The following is an 18663-nucleotide window of genomic DNA, read 5'->3' as shown; positions in this document are numbered from 1 at the left end:
CCAACTGGTGCTGAGTACGGGGGTGGCGGGATTGCATGATCACCGACGGGGCAGACGGATCCACGCACGGGGCGCGCGGCGGCTTGGACAGGGTGGCGGGATTGCATGATCACCGAGGTCAGGGGGCGGGGGTGGGTGGCGGGGCCGGCTCCGTGGTGGGCGGCGTGCTCGGCTCGGCCGGGGGTGTCGTCGTCGTGGGCGCGCTCGTCGTCGGTGTCGACGGCTCAGGCAGCGGGTCGGCGACGACGAGGGTGACCACGCTGCCCCGCTCCACCCGGCCGGGAGCCGGGTCCTGGGACACCACGGCGTCCGGCTCCTGCTCGTCGGTCGGCTGTCGCTCGATGACGACCTGGAGACCGAGGTCGAGCAGCTCGGCGCGCGCCTCCGGGTACGGCGTTCCGACGAGGTCCGGCAGCTCCACCTGCCCGGAGGACAGGACGAGGTCGATCTGGGTGCCCTCGGGCACCGACTGCCCGGCCGGCGGGATGGTTCGCACGACCTGGCCGGCGTCGTGGTCGGGGGAGTCCTCCGTGGTGACGACGCCCGGTTCGAGGCCCAGCTCCTGCAGGGCGGTGCGGGCTTCCTCCTGGGTCCGCCCCTCGAGGTCGGGGACGTTGACGTTGCCAGGGGCCGCGGCCAGTCGCACCGTGACGGTGGTCCCGACGTCGACGGTGGTGCGCTCCTCGGGAGTCTGGTCCACGACCGTGCCCGGTTCCGCCTCGGTGTCCTCGACGTCCTCGCCCTGGGCGTACTCGAGCTCGAGCTCGTCGAGGGCGGCCTTCGCCTCCGGTGCGGTCATCCCGATCAGCCGCGGGACCTGCACCTGCTCGGTCGTGGACGTGCCACCGACGAGGTTGCTGGTCAGCAGCGCCGCGACGGCGAACACGGCGATGACGGCAAGCGCCAGCCCGACGTAGCCCGCGGCCCGGCGACGGCGTCGCGGCGGTGGGTCCTGGACGTCGCGGGCGGTGATCGTCTCGGTCGGTGGCGCCGGCGGCGCACCGACGGGAACGGTGGCACCCGTGGCGGCCGCCGGCATCGCCTGGGTGGCAGCGGTGCCCACACCGGGCAGAGCCTGGGTGGCCGCCGCGGCGGCGGCCGCAGCAGCGGCGACGGCCGGTGCGGAGACCGGTCGCCCGTCCCTGGCGGCGATCAGGTCTCGGCGGAAGGCCGCGGCGTCCGGGTAGCGGTCGCCTCGCTCCTTGGCCAGGGCGTGCAGCACCACCCGGTCGACCGCCTCCGGCACCTCGGGGTTGAGCGAGGACGGCGGCTGCGGGACCTCCCGCACGTGCTGGTAGGCCACCGACACCGGGGAGTCGCCGACGAAGGGTGGCCGACCGGTGAGCAGCTCGTACAGCAGGCACCCGGCGGAGTACAGGTCGCTGCGGGCGTCGACGGTCTCCCCCCGGGCCTGCTCGGGTGACAGGTACTGGGCGGTGCCGATGACGGCCTGGGACTGGGTCATCGTCGCCGAGGAGTCGGCGACGGCGCGGGCGATGCCGAAGTCCATCACCTTGATGTCGCCGCGAGGAGTGATCATGACGTTCCCGGGTTTGATGTCCCGGTGCACGATGCCGGCACGGTGGCTGTACTCGAGGGCCTCCAGGACGCCCAGGGTGATGGTGATGGCCTCCTCGACGCCGACCCCCTGGGAGGTGCCGTCCGGGCCGGCGGGCCGGTTGTGCAGCAGGTCCCGGGCGGTGTGCCCCTCGACGTACTCCATGACGATGTAGGGCACCCGGGCCTGCGCACCACCGGACTCGGTGACGACGTCCTCCCCGGTGTCGTAGACGGCGACGACGTTGGGGTGGTTGAGCGCGGCGGCGGACTGCGCCTCGCGGCGGAACCTGGCCTGGAACACGGGGTCCCTGGCGAAGTCGGAGCGCAGCATCTTGATGGCGACCCGACGACCCAGCCGGGTGTCGCGGCCCAGGTGCACCTCGGCCATGCCACCTCGGCCGAGCAGGGCTCCGACCTCGTAGCGGTCGCCGAGCATGCGGGGTGCGTCGTCCACGATCAGTCGTCCTCGTCCTTGTCGTTGCCCTTGCCGGGATTGTTGCCCTCGTCGGGCTGGGGTCGGGGGTCCGCCACGACGACGGTCACGGTGTCCCCGGCGGCGAAAGCGCCCTCGGAGACGGCCACGACGGTCCCCTTCTGTGCGTCGGTGTCCTTCTCGTCGCGACGCTCGACCTTGAGACCGAGTCCCTCCAGGGTCGCCTTCACGGTCTCGAAGTCCTGGCCGACCAGCTCGTCGGCGCTGATCTCGAGCCCGCTGGGACCGCTGGTCGCCGGCTCGGGGTCCTCGTCAGCGGGGGCCTCGGTGGGCGGCGGCGTCGTCACCGGTGGCTCGGACGGCGCAGGGCCGGTCGGGGTTCCCGTCGTCGCCACCGGGGTGTCGCCCGGGACGACGGCCCCGGTGTCCTCGTTCGCCCCGGTCACCAGTGCCCCGGTGACGACGAACCCGACCAGCGCGACCAGGGCGACCAGCGGCCAGGTCAGCCCGCGCGGCGGACGGGTCGTCAACGGTGTCGCCGCGGCGCCGTCCCCGACGCCGCTCCCGGACGCCGGCAGCGGGGCCGTCGGGGGGGTCGGGGGTGTCGTGACCGGCTGTGCCGGCAGGTCGGTACCGGCGGCGAGCGCCTCGGCCGCCTCGGCGAACTCGCCGGCGTCCGCGGGGCGGTCGGCCGGGTCCTTGGCGAGCGAGCGCTCGACCAGCTCCCGGACGCCGGCGGGCACGTCGTCCGGGAGCGGCGGTGGCGGGTCGTTGACGTGCTGCAGGGCGACGGCGACCTGGGAGCCGCCGTCGAACGGCCGGGAGCCGGTCAGTGCCTCGTAGGCGACCACCCCGAGCGCGTACACGTCGCTGGCGGGGGTCGAGGAGCCGCCGGACGCCTGCTCCGGGGCGAGGTACTGCGCCGTCCCCATCACCTGCCCGGTGGCGGTCAGCGGCGCGGCGTCCACGGCCCGGGCGATCCCGAAGTCCGTCACCTTGACCTGGCCGTCGGGGGTGACGAGCAGGTTGCCGGGCTTGACGTCCCGGTGGACGACGCCGACGGCGTGCGCCGCGGACAGCCCGCGCGCCGCCTGGGCCAGCAGGTCAAGGGCGCGGCGCGGCGCCAGCGGGCCCTCGCGGGCCAGCAGGTCGGACATCGGCTCGCCGGGGACGAGCTCCATGACGAGGTAGGTGCTGTGCTCCTCCTCGCCGTAGTCGTAGGTGCCGGCGATGTTGGGGTGGGTGAGGGCGGCGCTGTGCCGGGCCTCCGCCCGGAACCGTTCGACGAAGCCGGGGTCCCCGGTGTACTCCTCCTTGAGGACCTTGACGGCGACCTCGCGGCCGAGCACGTCGTCGCGGGCGCGCCACACCTCGCCCATGCCGCCGACGGCAATCCGGTCGAGCAGCCGGTAGCGGCCGCCCAGGACGGCGTCGGGCTGCGGCCTCACCGCAGCACCGCCTCGATCACGGCTCGGGCGATGGGGGCGGCGGTCCGACCACCGGAGGCCTCGCTGGCGGCCTCCCCGCCCTCCTCGACGACGACGGCGACGGCGACGGTCGGGTCCTGCGCGGGCGCGAAGGCGGTGAACCAGGCGTGCGGCGCGGCACCTGGCGCGTGCTGGGCGGTGCCGGTCTTGCCGGCCACGTCGACGCCGTCGATCTGCGCGGCACGTCCGGTGCCGTCGGTGACGACGGTGGTCATCATCCGGGTGAGGGCGGCGGCGGTCTCCGCCGAGACCGCCCGGCCGAGCTCGGTGGGCTGTGGCTCGTCGATGACCTCCAGCTCGGCGCTGCGGACCGAGGAGATGAGCTGCGGTTCCATCACGACGCCGCCGTTGCCGATCGCGGCGGCGACCATCGCCATCTGCAGGGGGGTGACCCGCACGTCGTACTGGCCGATCGCGGACTGGGCGGTCTGCGGCGCGTTGAGCTCCTCCGGCACGCTGCTCGGGGTCACCCGTAGCGGGATGCGCAGGTCCTGACCGAACCCGAACGCCTCGGCCTGGTCCCGCAGCGCCTCACCGCCGAGGTCGAGGCCGATGGCCCCGAACGCGGTGTTGCAGGACTGCCGCATGGCGTCGGTCAGGGACACCTCGTCGTCCGGTCCGCAGGCGCCGCCGCCGGCGTTGGGCAGGGTGACGGTGGTCTGCGGCAGGTCGAGCTCGGCCGGGCCCGGGACCACGCTGTTCTCGTCGTACCGGCCGGACTCCAGCGCGGCCGCGGCGGTGACGAGCTTGAACACCGACCCCGGTGGGTAGAGCCGCCCGGAGATCGCCCGGTTCTCCAGCGGCCGCGCCGGGTCGTCCAGGAGGGCCTGGCGGGTACCGACCGCGGTCTCCCGGTCGTGGGAGGCGAGCGCGTTGGGGTCGAAGTCCGGGGAGGACACCATGGCGAGCACGTCGCCGGTGCGCGGGTCGAGGGCCACGACCGCGCCGCGCTGGTCGCCGAGGGCCTCGGCCGCGGCCTGCTGGACGGCGGGGACGACGGTGGTCTCGACGACCGCCCCACGTGGCTCGGCACCGGTGAGCAGGTCGGACAGCCGGCGGTAGAAGAGCTGGTCGGCGCTGCCGGACAGCAGGTCCCCGGCGGCCGCCTCCAGGCCGGTGGCCCCGGAGTACACCGAGTAGTACCCGGTGAGGTGGGCGTACAGCTCCCCGGCCGGGTACCGGCGCTGGTACTCGAAGGCGTCCTGGTCGTCGTCCGGCACCGACTCGGCGACGGGGTCGCCGGCGACGACGATCGGGCCGCGCTCCCGGCCGAGCTCCCGCAGCAGGGTGCGGCTGTTGCGCGGGTCGGCGTTCAGGTCGTCGGCCCGGACGAACTGGATCCACGTCGAGGCGGCCAGCAGCATCGCGAAGAACGCCGCGACCACGACCGACAGCCGGCGCAGCGGGGCGTTCACGACGCACCTCCTGGGCGGACGGCGACCACCTGGGTGGCCGCGGTGTCCGCCGAGGACGACGAGGTGCTGACCACGACCGGGGCGGGGCGGCGGGCCGCGTCGCTGACCCGCAGCAGCAGCGCGACGATCATCCAGTTGGCCACGAGCGAGGAGCCGCCGTAGGCGAGCAGCGGCATGGTCAGGCCGGTGAGCGGGATGACCCGGGTGACCCCGCCGGCGACGACGAAGACCTGCAGGGCGACGGCGAACGCGAGCCCGCCGGCGAGCAGCTTGCCGAACCCGTCCCGGACGCCGACCGCGGCGCGCAGGCCGCGCTGGACGAGCACGAGGTACAGCAGGAGCAGGGCGGTGAGCCCGGCCAGGCCGAGCTCCTCGCCGATCGCGGCGACGATGAAGTCGGACTCGGCGTACGGGACGATGTCGGGCCGGCCCTGACCGAGACCGGTGCCGATGAGACCGCCGTTGGCCATCCCGAACAGGCCCTGGACGAGCTGGTAGCTGCCACCGACCTCGGCGTCGTAGACGGCCGGGTCGTACGGGTCCAGCCAGGCCTGCACCCGCCCCTGGACGTGGTCGAACAGGCTCCAGGCCAGGACGGCGCCGGCGGCGAACAGGCCGAGGCCGAGCGCGATCCAGGCGACCCGCTGGGTGGCGACGTAGAGCATCGCGACGAAGATGCCGAAGAACAGCAGCGACGTGCCGAGGTCCCGCTCCAGGACGAGGACGCCCATGCTCGCCACCCAGGCGATGAGGATGGGGCCGAGGTCCCGGGCCCGCGGCAGCTGCAGGCCGAGCACCGTGCGACCGGCCAGGGACAGGGTGTCCCGGTGGGTGACGAGGTAGCCGGCGAAGAAGACCGTGAGCGCGATCTTGGCCAGCTCGCCGGGCTGGAAGCTCAACGGCCCCAGCCGGATCCAGATCCGGGCCCCGTTGATCGTCGTCCCGAGCACCGGCACGAGCGGCAGCAGGAGCAGGACGAGCCCGGCGACCATCGCGGTGAACGTGTACCGGCGCAGGATCCGGTGGTCGCGCAGCAGCACGAGGACGGCTGCCGCGGCGGCGACCCCGATCGCCGTCCACACCAGCTGGCGGGGGGCGAACGCGGACGCACCGGACTGGCCCTCGGCGAGGTCGAGGCGGTGGATGACGGCGAGCCCGAGCCCGTTGACGGCCGTCGCGATGGGCAGCAGGACCGGGTCGGCGTACGGCGCCCGCCAGCGCAGCACGAGGTGCAGCGCGACGGCCAGCGCGCCGAGCCCGGCGCCGTACCCGAGCAGGCCCGGCGGCCACACGCCGTCCTGGGCCAGGCCGACGAGGGCGTAGGCGGCCATCGCCACCGCGACGGCCAGGACGAGCAGGGCCAGCTCGACGTTGCGGCCGGTGCGCGGGGCGGGCTCGGTGACGGTGGCCATCAGTCACCCACCTCGCACCCGGGTGGCAGGGTCGCGGTCGGGGACGGCGCCGGCGCGGGAGTCAGACCGGACGTCGGGGAGGGGGCGCCCGGGGCGCCGGGACCGGGTGCGGGTGTCGTCCCGGTGGTCGGCGTCGGGGACGGCGCGGGGCTCGGAGTCACCGGGACCGGGGTGCACAGGTCGGAACGCAGTCGCAGGTCGGCGACGATCCGCTCGGCGTCCGGGAGGTCCTCGGCGGTGATCCCGTCGGCCACCCGGTCCTGCCAGACCCGGGGCAGGGTGTCGACCGGCAGGTCCTGGCGCTCGTGGACGGCGGACAGGCTCAGCGGACCGACGTCCTGGGTGAGGCCGCGGTAGATCGCGACGTCCGTCCCCGCGGTCCCGACGTAGAACTGCTGCTGGCTCCAGCCGTACGCTGCCCAGCCACCGGCCACCAGCACGGCCACGACGCCGAGGGCGGCCAGGGCGCGCAGGACCCGCCGACGTCCGCCGTGCTCGGGCGGCGCGCCGTCCTCGCCGTCCTCGGCGTGCTCGGTGCCTCGGTCGCCGGGTGTGGCGGTGAGGGCGGCGGCCCGGGCGGCGGGGCTGTCCTGCGGGACGGCCCCGGGGCCGGTTCGACCGGCCGCCGCCCCGACGACCACCGGTACGGTGTCCGGGGTCTGGGTGTCGTCGACGACGTCGGCGACGACACAGGTGATGTTGTCCGGGCCGCCGGCCCGCAGGGCCAGCTCGACGAGCCGCTCGGCGCAGGTCGCCGGGTCCTCCACCACGCGCAGCGTCTCGGCGAGGGTGTCCGCCGAGACGACCCCGGACAGCCCGTCAGAGCACAGCAGCCAGCGGTCGCCGACGGTGGCCTCACGCACCGAGGTGTCCACCTCGCTGGAGGCGTCGACGTCGCCGAGCACGCGGGTGATCACGGACCGCTGGGGATGGCGCTCGGCCTCCTCGGCGGTGATCCGGCCGGCGTCGAGCAGGCTCTGCACGAACGTGTGGTCGCGGGTGACCTGCGTGAGCTCGCCGTCGTGCAGCAGGTACGCGCGGGAGTCGCCGATGTGGGCCAGGACGAGCTTGCGGCCCGAGCGCAGGACGGCGGTGACGGTCGTGCCCATCCCGGCGAGCTCCTGCTCATCGTCCGCGCGGTCCTGGATGAGCTCACGGGCGCGGCGGATCGCGGCCTCCAGCTGGGCGACCGCCTCCGGGCCGTGCGACTCGCCGTCCAGCCGGCTCAGCTCCCCGACGGCGATGGACGACGCGACGTCCCCCCGGCGTGCCCGCCCATCCCGTCGGCGACGACGAGCAGGTGCGGACCGGCGTAGCCGGAGTCCTGGTTGTTCTTGTACCGGCCGTGGCCGATGTCGGAGCGGGCGGCGAAGCGCAGCGCGACCACGGGCTACCTCCGCAGCTCGAGAACGGTCCGCCCGATGCGCAGCTGCTGGCCGGGCTCGACCGGCGTCGGGGCGGTCACCGGGGAGCGGCCGAGCCGGGTGCCGTTGGTGGAGCCGAGGTCCTCGACCCACCACCGGCCGTCCCGCGGGAACAGCCGCGCGTGCCGGCCGGAGGCGTACTCGTCGGTGAGGACGAGGGTGCACTCCGGTGCCCGGCCGATGAGCACCGGGCTGCTGCCCAGGGTCAGCGTCGTCCCGGCGAGGGAGCCGGCGGTGACGACGAGGGTCCGCGGGCTCGTCGTGGCAGCAGGGGAGGACGGGGGCGGGCCGGCCGGCCGGGGGGCTGCCGGGGCCGCGGGCTGCGGACGACGCGACGCGCTGCGTGGCGACGGGCTGCGGCGCGCGACGGTGGTGCCGCCGTAGAGGTCGCGGCGCAGCACTGCGACCACGGCGAGCACGAACACCCACAGCAGGACGACGAAGCCCAGCTGCAGGACGGTGAGGGTCAGCTCACTCATGCGCCCTCGTCCTGGTCACCGTGGCCGGCCAGGTGGACGGTGATCCTCGTGCGACCGAGCGTGAGCCGGCTGCCGTCGGTGAGCCGGGCGCTCGGAGTGCGCTCGCCGTCGACGAAGGTGCCGTTGGTCGAGCCCAGGTCGCGGACGAGGGCACCGTGGTCGTCGAGCCGGATCTCGGCGTGCCGGCGGGAGACGCCAGGGTCGTCGAGGACGACGTCGGCGTCGGAGCCACGGCCGATGACCGTGACCTCGCGGGTCAGCTGGTAGCGGCGACCGTCGACGTCGAGCACCGGGTGGCGGGGGGTCGCGGTCGCCGCGGTCGCCGGGGCGATGCGGCCCTTGACCCGGGCGCTGCGGACCCGGAACACGCCGGTGTCCAGCGACTCGTCCCGGTGGAAGCGCACCGACACCGGCCCGACGAACGCGTACCGCTGGTGGCGGGCGTGCTCGGTGACGGCGTCGGCGAGCTCCTCGGCGAGGGTGTCGTCCCACTGGGCGACCCGGTCGTGGTCGCTGGGGCCGAGCTCGATGACGAAGGCGTTGGGGACGAGCACCCGGTCGCGGGCCACGACGGCAGCCTCGGTGTCGGTCTCCCGCCGCAGCGCGCTGGCCAGCTCGACCGGTTGGACCTCCGCCTTGAAGGCGCGCGCGAAAGCCCCGCTCACCGCGCGCTCGATCCCGCGCTCGAAGCGGTCCAGCACTCCCACGCCGGCCTCCTCACGCCTCGGGGACGTCCGGTGCCGCATGCAGTCCCGGCACACGGAACGGGGCCGGTGCTGCCGGCCCCTCGCGGAATCGTAGCCGCAGCCACCCTCCGCGCACTCCTCGCCGTCCGGGGCAGGGACCGATGCGTGCTAGGGTCGTCGACGCTCGCGCGAGTGGCGGAATAGGCAGACGCGCACGGTTCAGGTCCGTGTGCCCGAAAGGGCGTGGGGGTTCAACTCCCCCCTCGCGCACCGCAACCCGGAGATGTTTCGGGTCCGAGGACCGGGTGACCAGCGAGCTGGGCGCCCGTCCTCGTCGTCTTCTGTTGGCGTGGACTCCTGTTGGCGTGGACCACGGTCCCGGGCCCGGGGACCGACCCGAGGGCGACCCGTCGGACGCCGGGGGTGTGGGTGAGCGGTCGGTCCGCTCGCCCACGCCTGGGCTCGGAGGGCGGGGGCCCCTCCGTTTGTGTGAGTGGTCACGGGGATCATGGACGCGTTCGTTTTGTTCGACTACTCTGGGGAGGTGTGGGGGCGGCAGTCGATATCAGGAGGATTCGTGACCAGGGTTGCGGCCGGCTGCGACGCCAGGACGTACGTACCCGATGACGCACAGGGCGCGCTGATCGCCGAGGTTGCGCGCGTCCTGGACGAGGCGGGGCTCGCGGCGGTGGGTCCACGGCCCGCGCTGGTAGCCGCGAACGGACAGCGCTACGAGCTGCCGGAGCCGATGTTCGCCGTGCTCCGACAGGTGGCCGAGGCGCTGTCCAGCGGAATGGGGGTGAGCGTCGCACCGCTGAGTGCGATGCTCACGACTCAGGAGGCCGCGGACTACCTCGGGGTCTCCCGTCCGACGCTCGTCCGGATCCTTGAGCGCGGCGAGATCCCCATGCACAAGCCGGGCCGGCACCGCTTCGTTCGACTGCAGGACCTCGTCGCCTACCAGCAGCGGATGCAGGTGGAGCGCCGCGCCGCGCTGGACCAGATGGTGACCGACGCGGTGCGGGACGATCTCTACGCCAGGACGGACGGTCCGCCTCCCCGGACTCGGTGACGTATGGCGTTCCCGGCGTTCCTGGACACCAATGTCCTGTATGGCGCGACGCTGTGCGACACGATGCTGCGGATCGCCGAGCAGGGCGCCTACCGGCCGCACTGGTCGGCCGGCGTGCTGGGCGAGCTCGTCGAGGCGCTGGTCCGCCATGCCGGGATCCCGCTAGAGAGAGCCGAGCGCCGCGTGGCCCATATGCGGCGCGCGTTCCCGCACGCCGCCGTCGAGGAATACGAGGTGCTCGTCGAGGCCATGGCCTGCGACCCGAAGGATCGACACGTCCTGGCGGCGGCCGTCGCGGCACGCTGCGAGGTCGTCGTGACGTTCAACGTCAAGGACTTCCCGCACGAGTCAACCCATCCTCACCAGATTTCGGTCGTCACCCCGGACGCGTTCCTGCTCGACCAGCTCGACCTGCACCCACCGATGGTGCGGCGGGCGCTCGAGGCACAGGTGAGCCAGGCCCGCCGTCCGCAGTTGACGATGGGGCAGCTGCTCGCCAGCCTGGCGCGCGCCGGCGTCCCGGCATTCGCCGAGGAGGTGAGGCGCCAGGAGCTTGGTGACACATCACAGGCGGATGACGCATTGTCCTGAGGGGGCACTGGCGAGGGATGACGGCGGCGACGAAGGTGGCCGCAGCAGTCAGGACCCGTACGGTGCCTGGGAGGCGGCGGCGGGAATATTCGGCCGGCTTCCTTCGTCTCACGTGTCGGATTTCAGTTCCCCGACCCGAGCCGCCAGGACGGGAGCCTCAGCGGCTCGAGGGCTTGGACAAGGAGGCGCTGAGATGCTGTCCGACCTGTCAGAGAAGGACCCGCTGCGCACCGACCCGCTCTCACTCGTGGACGACCTTCCCGAGGACCTGACGCCTAGTTCGGGGTCGACCGATGTGCGCGACCTGTACCGGACCGCCCCGCCGATGGAGGGTGACCGTCTCTCGACCGGCCTGCCGGTCGGCACGGCCGCACCGGACTTCGAGCTGCCGGATGCCGCGGGCGACGTCGTCCGGTTCTCGGACCTGAGGGGCCGTCCGGTCGCCCTGGTGTTCTACCCGCTCGACTGGAGCCCTGGGTGCAGCGTGCAGCTGGAGCTCTACCAGCAGGAGCACGAGGAGTTCAGCTCTCGCGGGTTCCAGCTCCTGGGGATCTCGGTCGACTCCATCTACAGCCACGGCGCGTGGGCGCACGTGCGCGGCATCACCTACCCGCTGCTGTCCGACTTCAACCCGCGTGGCGAGGTCGCCCGGCGTTACCAGGTGTGGCGGGAGCCTGACGGGTTCAGCGAGCGCGCCGTGTACCTCGTCGACGCGGACGGCGTCATCCGCTGGACCTACGTGTCGCCCCAGCTCCACCACCTGCCGCCGTGGGACGAGCTCGTCAGCGCACTGGACGCCGTCGCCCGGACCGGAGTCGAGACCGGAGTGGAGGTGCAGACGACATGACGATCCTGGACGTCGGCGCGCCCGTCCGGCAGCGTCCCTCGACGGTGCCCGTCGCGGTCTACGGCCACCGGTGGTGCGGGCTGACCCAGATGATCGCCCGCGCCCTCGGCCGGGCCGGAGTGGACTTCCAGTACGTCGACCTCGACGTCCACCCTGAGATCGAGCACAGACTGCGGTTGACGCTGGGTCACCGCCTGCGGACGCCGCTGGTCTACGTCGGTGGCGACTGGTACATGGCTCCGAGCCTCACGGAGCTGCAGAACGCGCTGGTCCGGCACGGAGGCTGGTGACGACCGGTGGCAACGGCTGAGGCGAGCATCGTCACCTGCCCGTCCTGCGGGAAGCGCAACCGGGTCGCGAGCCCGACGGCGGGCCGCGCCCGGTGCGCGGTCTGCCACGCCGACCTGCCGCGCCTCGTCGTGGCCGACGACGCCACCTTCGACGAGGTCGTCGTCGACAGCTCCGTGCCCGTGCTCGTCGACCTGTGGGCGCCGTGGTGCGGCCCGTGCCGGGCGATTGCGCCCGTCCTCGAGCAGGTGGCGGTCGACTACGCGGGCCGGCTGAAGGTCGCCAAGGTGAACGCCGACGAGTCACCGCAGGTGTCCGCGCGTCACCAGGTGACCGCTATCCCTACCTTGCTCCTCTACCGAGGAGGGTCCGAGGTGGCGCGTACCGTCGGAGCGCTGCCCCCGCCACAGCTGCGCGCCTGGTTGGACGGGGCCCTGCGAGAAGCCCCGTCGCCGGCATGACGCCGGACGGGACACGCCGTCGCCGGGCGGCGACGGCGTGTCCCGTGAACCTCAGTGGGACAAGGGCTCTGGGCTAGCGGGTGGTCGCCGAGTTCAGCCGGTAGTCGGCGAACCTCTCCCGCAGGGTCTTCTTGGAGAACTTCCCGACGCTGGTCTTGGGAACCTCCTCGATGAACTCCACTGCGTCGGGCAGCCACCACTTGGCCACCAGCGGCTCCAGGTGGTCGAGGATCTCCTCCTGGGTGGCCGTCTCCCCGGGCTTGAGGACGACGCAGGCCAGGGGCCGCTCACCCCACTTGGGGTCCGGCACGGCCACCACCGCGGCCTCGGCGACCTTCGGGTGGCTCATGATCGCGTTCTCCAGCTCGACCGAGCTGATCCACTCGCCGCCGGACTTGATCAGGTCCTTGGTCCGGTCGGCGATCCGGATCGACCCGTAGGGGTCCATCGCAGCGATGTCGCCGGTGCGCATCCAGCCGTCCTCGGTGGACAGCACCACGCCCGCGTCGGGTCGGTAGTACTCCTGCGCGCACCACGGCCCGCGGACCTGCAGCTCTCCCGTGGCCCGGTCGTCCCACGGCTGCGGCTCCAGGGTGTCGGCGTCCACGATCCGGGCCTCGACGCCGAAGATCGGGATGCCGGCGCGGGCCCGCTGGTCGGCCTGGGTGGCGGCGTCCGCGTCGGCGTAGCGGCGGGGCAGCACACTGGAGGAGGCCAGCGGGCTGGTCTCGGTCATCCCCCAGGCCTGCAGGATCGGCAGCCCGACCTGCTCGCGGTAGGCCTCCGAGAGGGCCTTGGGCACCGCCGAGCCGCCGCAGCCGATCTCCCGCAGCTGGTGCGGGCGGCCGGCCAGGTGCGGTAGCACTCCTTGCCACACGGTCGGGACGCCTGCGGTGAAGGTCACTCCCTCGTCCACGATGAGGTTCGCCAGCGCCTCGGGTTGCATGACCGGTCCGGGCAGCACGAGGGAGGCGCCTGCGGCGGGGGCGGCGTGGGCGATACCCCACGCGTTGGCGTGGAACATCGGGACCACCGGCATCGCGACGTCACGCACCCCCATGCCGAAGGCGTTCGCCGACAGCGCCGCCATGGTGTGCAGCACGATCGAGCGGTGCGAGTAGACGACGCCCTTCGGGTTCCCGGTCGTGCCGCTGGTGTAGCACATCGACGCGGCCAGGTTCTCGTCCCGGACGGCGAACTCGACGGGCTCGGCGTCGGCCAGCAGGGTCTCGTAGTCGAGGATCCGCGGGTCGTCCGGCAGCTCGCAGTCACCGCCGTCGTCCATCACGACGACGTGCCGGACGGTCTTCATCGTCTCGACCAGCGGCCAGAACACCGGGAAGACGGTGCGGTCGACGAAGACCACCTCGTCCTCGGCGTGGTTGGCGATGTACGTGAGCTGGTCGGGGAACAGTCGGATGTTGAGCGTGTGCAGCACCCGGCCGGTGCCCGGGGCGGCGAAGTACAGCTCCAGGTGCCGCTGGGTGTTCCAGCCGAAGCTGCCGACCCGGCCGTCGGCGCTGATCCCCAGCGTGTCGAGGACGCCGCCGAGTCGGCGGGTGCGCTGGGCCCAGTCCCCGTAGGTCGTGCGGGTGACGCCCTTGGGCGTGTTCGTGGCGATCGTGCCGTCGCCGAAGTGCTGCTCGACGTGCCGGAAGATGGCGTCGAGGGTCAGTGGGTAGTCCTGCATCAAGCCGCGCATGCCGTGATCCTGCCACCGAACTCGGCCGCGATCGAGGGTTTCCATGGGATTTCTTGGCCATGACGTGGCCGTGGCATGGGCCGTTGGTAAGGTCGCCGATGTCGAAGGGAGCGCCATGTTCGTCCCGTTGAGTGTCCGCGACTTCCTCGACCGTGCCGTCACCGTGTACGGCGACAGGATCGGCGTGGTCGACGAACCCGACCAGCCCGCGCCCAGCCAGGGGCAGCTGACCTACCGACAGCTGGGTGACCTGGCACGCCGTCAGGCCGCGAAGCTCGACCAGCTGGGCGTCGGCGTCGGCGAGCGGGTCGCAGTCGTCAGCCACAATTCCAGCCGGCTGCTGACGTCGTTCTTCGGCGTCTGCGGGTGGGGTCGGGTGCTGGTGCCGGTGAACTTCCGGCTCCGGCCCGAGGAGGTCTCCTACATCGTCCAGCACTCCGGTGCCCGGGTGCTCTACGTCGACCCCGAGCTTGAGCAGTCGCTCAAGGACGTGGAGTGCGAGCACACGTTCGTGCTCGGTGACGACGACGACCTCTATGCTCCCGAGGGCGCGGAACTCGTTGAGTGGGAGCCGGACGAGGGCGCCACGGCGACGATCAACTACACCTCGGGCACCACCGCTCGCCCGAAGGGCGTCCAGATCACCCACCGCAACATCTGGGTGAACGCGGTGACGTTCGGCCTGCACACCACCATCAGCGACCGGGACGTCTACCTGCACACGTTGCCGCAGTTCCACGCCAACGGGTGGGGGATGCCGTTCGCCATGACCGGGGTGGGCGCGCAGCACGTCATCCTGCGCAAGGTCGACGGCGCGGAGATCCTTCGCCGGGTGCGCGACCACGGCGTGACGGTCATGTGCGCGGCCCCGGCTGTCGCGGCCGCTGTTCTCGACGCGCTGCCCGACTGGGACGGCGAGGTGCCGGGCCGGGACCGGGTGCGGATCATCATGGCCGGTGCGCCGCCACCGACGAAGACGATCAGGCGCGTCCAGGAGGAGCTCGGCTGGGAGTTCATCCAGATCTACGGTCTCACCGAGACCTCGCCGCTGCTGACGGTCAACCGCGACCGCGCCGAGTACGACGACCTCTCCCCCGAGGAGCGCGCCCAGAAGCTGGCCCGCGCAGGAGCCCCGGCGCTCGGGGTACGGCTCGCCATCGACCACTCCGAGCAGGGCGCCGGTGAGGTGCTCGCCCGTTCCAACGTCGTGCTCGAGGGCTACTGGGAGCAGCCCGAGGAGACGGCGAAGGCCCTGGAGGGCGGTTGGTTCCACACCGGTGACGGCGGCTTCATCTCCGAGGACGGGTACCTGACGATCGCCGACCGCAAGAAGGACGTGATCATCACCGGCGGGGAGAACGTGTCCTCGATCGAGGTCGAGGACTGCCTGTTCTCCCACGACGCCGTGGCCGAGGTGTGCGTCATCGGCGTGCCGAGCGAGAAGTGGGGCGAGACCATCAAGGCGCTGGTGGTGCTGGCCGAGGGCTACCAGCCGTCGCCCGACCTCGAGGCCGAGCTGATCGCCTTCTGCAAGGAGCGGATGGCGGGGTACAAGGCGCCCACCTCAGTGGAGTTCCGCGACGAGCTGGCCCGTACGGCCACCGGCAAGCTGCAGAAGTTCAAGTTGCGCGCCCCGTACTGGGAAGGCCGCACCCGCCAGGTCAACTAGCTCGAGGTCCACTTGGGGTATGCGATCCACCGACGAGGTCATCCGCTCCCACCTGGCCCACCGCGCCGCTGGGGACCTGGAGGGCGACCTGGCCGAGAACTACCACGACGACGTCGTCCTGCTCTCCTGGGGTGAAGGTGTCACCCGAGGAAAGGACGGCGTGAGGCGCCTGGCCAGCATCCTCAAGACCTACGTCAGCGCCGGACAGTACCGCTACGACGACGTCATCGCCGCCGACGAGTTCGCGATGCTCCGGTGGCACGGGGAGGCACCCGATCTGCAGGTGCACGACGGCACCGATTCGTTCGTCGTGCGCGGCGGGCTCATCGTCGCGCAGACCATCGCCTACGCCGTCGACCAGAAGCCCTGACCGGTGGCGTGACGCGCCTCCACCACAGAATGCTGCGCTCAGCATGGCTTGAGCGGCGTGTCGCGCCACCAACCCAGCATTCTGTGAGCCGGCGGGTGGCGGGGTGGGTGGCGGGATTGCATGATCACGGGAGGTGGGGAGGCGGGCTGTGCGGGGTGGCGGGATTGCATGATCACGGGGAGGGTGGGCGGGTGTGAGGGACACCCGGACCGGGGTCGTGGTCATCACCCACAACCGTCGTGCCGAGCTCGACCGGACGCTGCGGCTCCTGCGGCGACTGCCCGAGCAGCCGCGGGTCGTCGTCGTGGACAACGCCTCGGGCGACGGGACCGCCGCAGCCGTGCGCGCCGACCACCCGTGGGTGGACCTCGTGGTCGCGACGGAGAACCTCGGTGCGGTCGCCCGCAACGTCGGCGTGGAGCGGCTCGACACCCCCTACGTCGCGTTCTGCGACGACGACACGTGGTGGGAACCGGGCAGTCTCGCTCGGGCGGCCGACGTGCTGGACGCCCACGACGACGTCGCGGTGGTGACCGCCCGCATCGTCGTGGAACCGGCCGGCACGGAGGACCCCATCGTCGCCGAGCTGCGGGACTCGCCGGTGCAGGGCCGCAGCGGGCTGCCCGGCCCGGCGCTGGGCAGCTTCCACGCCGGCGCCTCGGTGGTCCGCCGTGAGGCGTTCCGTTCCGTCGGCGGCTTCCACCCGCGCCTGTGGCTGGGCGGGGAGGAGGAGCTCCTCGCCGCCGACCTCGCGTCCCAGGGGTGGGAGCTGTGCTACCTCGAGGAGCTCACCGTGCACCACCAGGCCTCGACGCTGCGCGACGAGCGCCGTCGCCTGCGCGACGGCGTCCGGAACACGTTGTGGTTCACCTGGCTGCGCCGGCCGCTGCCCGCGGCCCTGCGCCGCACGGCCGCGGTGCTCAGCGACGTCCGGCCCGGCAGCCCCGCGCTCGCCGGGGTGCTCGCGGCACTGCGCGGCCTGCCGTGGGTGCTGCGTGAGCGGCGGGTCCTGCCGCCGCGGACGGAGCAGCGCTTCCGGGTGCTGGAGTCGGCGCAGCGCCGGTCCACGGCACGCCGCTACCGCCTCGCGCCCCGACCCGAGAGCAGCCGGTGAGCACCGGGTGCGGCAAGACCACCGTGCGCGGCACTGTCCTCGTCAGGGCGTGGCGGGCAGCCCCTCCAGGTGCACGGTCTTGAGCAGCGTCATCGCCGCGATCAGGTCCGGCCCGTAGCCCGCACCGGAGCCCGAGTCCCGGCGCGGGTCCGCCGAGCCGCCGGGTGCGCCACCGAAGACCGCGTTGACCTTGACCGTGCCCACGTCCAGCTCCTCGGCGGCTCGCAGGGCGTGGCGCAGGTCCGGGGTCAGCACCGTGGCGGCCAGCCCGTACCGGCCGGTGTTCGCCAACGCCAGCCCGGTCGCGAAGTCGGGCACCCGCACGGCCGCCGCCACCGGGCCGAAGGTCTCCTCCCGCATGACCTCGAGGTCCTCGGTGCACCCGTCCAGCACGGTGGGCGGGTACCAGCTGCCCGGCCGGTCCAGCCGGCTGCCGCCGGTGAGCAGGCGCGCGCCGGCGGCGACGGCCTGCTCGACCTGTCCGGCGACGACGTCCAGCTGTGCCTCGTCGACGAGGGGACCGAGCTCCGTGGCGGGTTGCCGCGGGTCGCCCACGACCGTCTGCTCGGCGATCCGCACCAGCTCGGCCAGGACGTCGTCGGCCACGGCGTCGTGGAGGTAGACCCGCTCCACCGAGGTGCACAGCTGGCCGGTGTTGGTGAAGGCACCGGTCGCGATCTGCCGGGCCGCCCAGCCGGGGTCCACCCCGGCGTCGACGACCAGCGGGTCCTTGCCGCCGTTCTCGAGCAGCACCCGGGCACCTCGGGCACCGGCTGTCGCCGCGATGGCCCGTCCGGTGGCGGTGGAGCCGACGTGGGCGACCAGCGCGACGCGCTCGTCCGCGACCAGCGCGGCCCCGGTGTCGCCGTCGCCGTTGACGACCCCGAGCACGCCGGCCGGCACGTTCTCGGCGATGATCCGCGCCATCTCGTACCCGGCGAGGGCGCTTCGCTCGGACGGCTTGTGGACCACCGTGTTCCCGGTCACCAGCGCAGCAGCGACGAGACCGGCGGCGGTGGGCAGCGGGTCGTTCCACGGGGTGATGACGGCGACGACGCCGTGCGGCTCGCGGCGCACCACGTCGAGCGCGGCGGGGGCCCCGGCCAGGGTCCGGCCGGTGGCTCCCAGGCCCGTGACCGCCGCCTCCTCGAGCAGGTCGGCGGCGACGTGGGCGCTCTCGCGAGCGGTGGCCAGCGGCCGTCCGGTCGCGGCCGTGAGCAGAGCCGCCAGCTCGTCCGCCGACTCGCGCACGCCGTGCGCCGCCCGGCGCAGCGCCGCCGCCCGCTCGGCCGGCGCCGTGCGCCGCCAGTCCGCGCTCGCGGCGGACGCCGCGTCCACGGCCGCGGCCACCTCGTCCTGCGTGGCCGCCAGCACGATGTGGCCAGGCCCGCCCGTTGCGGGGTCGAGGCGGTGGATCTCCCGCCGGCCGCGGCCCGGCACGGCCACTCCGCCGACGTGGTGGACGTCGAGGCGGTCGGTGTCGACGGGGGTGCGCATGGGCCTCCTCAGGTCGGTTCGCGGTGCCTCCGGGTGCAGCGGCCCCATCAAACCGCTCACCGTGCGAGCGGGGCGACTTGGGTGCACAGTGCACGGGTACCCGAATCACCTATACCGAACACCCGACCAGATCCCCACGACCGGATCCACCCGACC

General features: G+C 73.2%; 18 protein-coding genes and 1 tRNA gene. 9 read left to right on the top strand and 10 right to left on the bottom strand.

Annotation, left to right across the window (positions count from 1 at the left end; all coding sequences use genetic code 11):
* Nucleotides 1-118: 118 nt before the first annotated feature.
* From pknB to ACFP6A_RS08935, 8 genes are read right to left on the bottom strand one after another with little or no spacing between them, the layout of a single operon-like run.
* The gene (gene pknB / locus ACFP6A_RS08970; RefSeq protein ID WP_379603244.1) at nt 119-2017 is read right to left on the bottom strand and encodes a Stk1 family PASTA domain-containing Ser/Thr kinase; all 1899 of its coding nucleotides are present in this window, start codon (nt 2015-2017) and stop codon (nt 119-121) included.
* Entirely contained in the window at nt 2017-3441 is a 1425-nt protein-coding gene (locus ACFP6A_RS08965) for a protein kinase (RefSeq protein ID WP_379603151.1), read from the bottom strand. Before ACFP6A_RS08965 ends, pknB begins: the two co-directional genes overlap by 1 nt.
* Nucleotides 3438-4895 (bottom strand): peptidoglycan D,D-transpeptidase FtsI family protein, encoded by a 1458-nt coding sequence (locus tag ACFP6A_RS08960; RefSeq protein ID WP_379603150.1) that lies wholly within the window; start codon nt 4893-4895, stop codon nt 3438-3440. The genes ACFP6A_RS08965 and ACFP6A_RS08960 overlap by 4 nt, the downstream gene beginning before the upstream one ends.
* Nucleotides 4892-6307, bottom strand: a complete 1416-nt coding sequence (locus tag ACFP6A_RS08955) for an FtsW/RodA/SpoVE family cell cycle protein (RefSeq protein WP_379603149.1) — start codon at nt 6305-6307, stop codon at nt 4892-4894. Before ACFP6A_RS08955 ends, ACFP6A_RS08960 begins: the two co-directional genes overlap by 4 nt.
* A complete protein-coding gene (locus tag ACFP6A_RS08950) occupies nt 6307-7527 on the bottom strand; it encodes a PP2C family protein-serine/threonine phosphatase (RefSeq protein ID WP_379603243.1) in 1221 nt (406 codons plus the stop codon). The genes ACFP6A_RS08955 and ACFP6A_RS08950 overlap by 1 nt, the downstream gene beginning before the upstream one ends.
* Before the next feature lie 5 nt (nt 7528-7532).
* Nucleotides 7533-7694, bottom strand: coding sequence for a hypothetical protein (locus ACFP6A_RS08945; RefSeq protein ID WP_379603246.1), 162 nt, complete (start codon nt 7692-7694; stop codon nt 7533-7535).
* A gap of 3 nt (nt 7695-7697) precedes the next feature.
* Nucleotides 7698-8210, bottom strand: a complete 513-nt coding sequence (locus tag ACFP6A_RS08940) for an FHA domain-containing protein (RefSeq protein WP_379603148.1) — start codon at nt 8208-8210, stop codon at nt 7698-7700.
* Nucleotides 8207-8917 carry an FhaA domain-containing protein gene (locus ACFP6A_RS08935; protein WP_379603147.1) on the bottom strand — a complete coding sequence of 237 codons (711 nt, stop codon included), beginning with the start codon at nt 8915-8917 and terminating at the stop codon, nt 8207-8209. Before ACFP6A_RS08935 ends, ACFP6A_RS08940 begins: the two co-directional genes overlap by 4 nt.
* Nucleotides 8918-9082: 165 nt before the next feature.
* Here ACFP6A_RS08935 and ACFP6A_RS08930 point away from each other — a divergent pair.
* The 6 genes from ACFP6A_RS08930 (at nt 9083) to trxA (ending at nt 12155) form a co-directional block, all read left to right on the top strand.
* A tRNA-Leu gene (locus tag ACFP6A_RS08930) sits at nt 9083-9166 on the top strand.
* A gap of 307 nt (nt 9167-9473) precedes the next feature.
* A complete protein-coding gene (locus ACFP6A_RS08925) occupies nt 9474-9968 on the top strand; it encodes a helix-turn-helix domain-containing protein (RefSeq protein WP_379603146.1) in 495 nt (164 codons plus the stop codon).
* Nucleotides 9969-9971: 3 nt separating this feature from the next.
* Entirely contained in the window at nt 9972-10559 is a 588-nt protein-coding gene (locus tag ACFP6A_RS08920) for a putative toxin-antitoxin system toxin component, PIN family (RefSeq protein ID WP_379603145.1), read from the top strand.
* A gap of 193 nt (nt 10560-10752) precedes the next feature.
* Nucleotides 10753-11406, top strand: a complete 654-nt coding sequence (locus ACFP6A_RS08915; RefSeq protein ID WP_379603144.1) for a redoxin domain-containing protein — start codon at nt 10753-10755, stop codon at nt 11404-11406.
* On the top strand, nt 11403-11696 hold the full coding sequence (locus ACFP6A_RS08910) for a glutaredoxin family protein (RefSeq protein WP_379603143.1): 294 nt from the start codon (nt 11403-11405) through the stop codon (nt 11694-11696). The genes ACFP6A_RS08915 and ACFP6A_RS08910 overlap by 4 nt, the downstream gene beginning before the upstream one ends.
* Before the next feature lie 6 nt (nt 11697-11702).
* Nucleotides 11703-12155, top strand: coding sequence for a thioredoxin (trxA, locus tag ACFP6A_RS08905; RefSeq protein ID WP_379603142.1), 453 nt, complete (start codon nt 11703-11705; stop codon nt 12153-12155).
* A gap of 73 nt (nt 12156-12228) precedes the next feature.
* On the opposite strand, the gene ACFP6A_RS08900 is transcribed toward trxA, so the two are convergent.
* Nucleotides 12229-13857 (bottom strand): long-chain fatty acid--CoA ligase, encoded by a 1629-nt coding sequence (locus ACFP6A_RS08900; protein WP_379603141.1) that lies wholly within the window; start codon nt 13855-13857, stop codon nt 12229-12231.
* A 115-nt stretch (nt 13858-13972) separates the two neighbouring features.
* Between ACFP6A_RS08900 and ACFP6A_RS08895 the strand changes: the two genes are divergently transcribed.
* From ACFP6A_RS08895 to ACFP6A_RS08885, 3 genes are all read left to right on the top strand, one after another.
* Complete coding sequence (locus ACFP6A_RS08895; RefSeq protein ID WP_379603140.1) at nt 13973-15526, top strand: AMP-binding protein; 1554 nt, start codon at nt 13973-13975, stop codon at nt 15524-15526.
* A gap of 19 nt (nt 15527-15545) precedes the next feature.
* Nucleotides 15546-15896 (top strand): nuclear transport factor 2 family protein, encoded by a 351-nt coding sequence (locus ACFP6A_RS08890; RefSeq protein WP_379603139.1) that lies wholly within the window; start codon nt 15546-15548, stop codon nt 15894-15896.
* A 193-nt stretch (nt 15897-16089) separates the two neighbouring features.
* Complete coding sequence (locus ACFP6A_RS08885) at nt 16090-17010, top strand: glycosyltransferase family 2 protein (RefSeq protein ID WP_379603138.1); 921 nt, start codon at nt 16090-16092, stop codon at nt 17008-17010.
* 42 nt (nt 17011-17052) lie between these two features.
* On the opposite strand, the gene ACFP6A_RS08880 is transcribed toward ACFP6A_RS08885, so the two are convergent.
* Complete coding sequence (locus ACFP6A_RS08880; RefSeq protein WP_379603137.1) at nt 17053-18507, bottom strand: aldehyde dehydrogenase family protein; 1455 nt, start codon at nt 18505-18507, stop codon at nt 17053-17055.
* Nucleotides 18508-18663: the final 156 nt, after the last annotated feature.

The organism is Quadrisphaera sp. GCM10027208 (assembly GCF_042658805.1).
Classification (GTDB): Bacteria; Actinomycetota; Actinomycetes; order Actinomycetales; family SCSIO-59966; genus SCSIO-59966.
This window is presented reverse-complemented; position numbering and strand designations above follow the sequence as displayed.

Coding starts and splice junctions, on each gene's coding strand:
- ACFP6A_RS08915 (WP_379603144.1), top strand. CDS start 10,753: ATGCTGTCCGACCTGTCAGAGAAGGACCCGCTGCGCACCGACCCGCTC.
- ACFP6A_RS08920 (WP_379603145.1), top strand. CDS start 9,972: ATGGCGTTCCCGGCGTTCCTGGACACCAATGTCCTGTATGGCGCGACG.
- ACFP6A_RS08910 (WP_379603143.1), top strand. CDS start 11,403: ATGACGATCCTGGACGTCGGCGCGCCCGTCCGGCAGCGTCCCTCGACG.
- ACFP6A_RS08940 (WP_379603148.1), bottom strand. CDS start 8,210: ATGAGTGAGCTGACCCTCACCGTCCTGCAGCTGGGCTTCGTCGTCCTG.
- ACFP6A_RS08890 (WP_379603139.1), top strand. CDS start 15,546: ATGCGATCCACCGACGAGGTCATCCGCTCCCACCTGGCCCACCGCGCC.
- ACFP6A_RS08900 (WP_379603141.1), bottom strand. CDS start 13,857: ATGCGCGGCTTGATGCAGGACTACCCACTGACCCTCGACGCCATCTTC.
- ACFP6A_RS08955 (WP_379603149.1), bottom strand. CDS start 6,307: ATGGCCACCGTCACCGAGCCCGCCCCGCGCACCGGCCGCAACGTCGAG.
- ACFP6A_RS08895 (WP_379603140.1), top strand. CDS start 13,973: ATGTTCGTCCCGTTGAGTGTCCGCGACTTCCTCGACCGTGCCGTCACC.
- ACFP6A_RS08880 (WP_379603137.1), bottom strand. CDS start 18,507: ATGCGCACCCCCGTCGACACCGACCGCCTCGACGTCCACCACGTCGGC.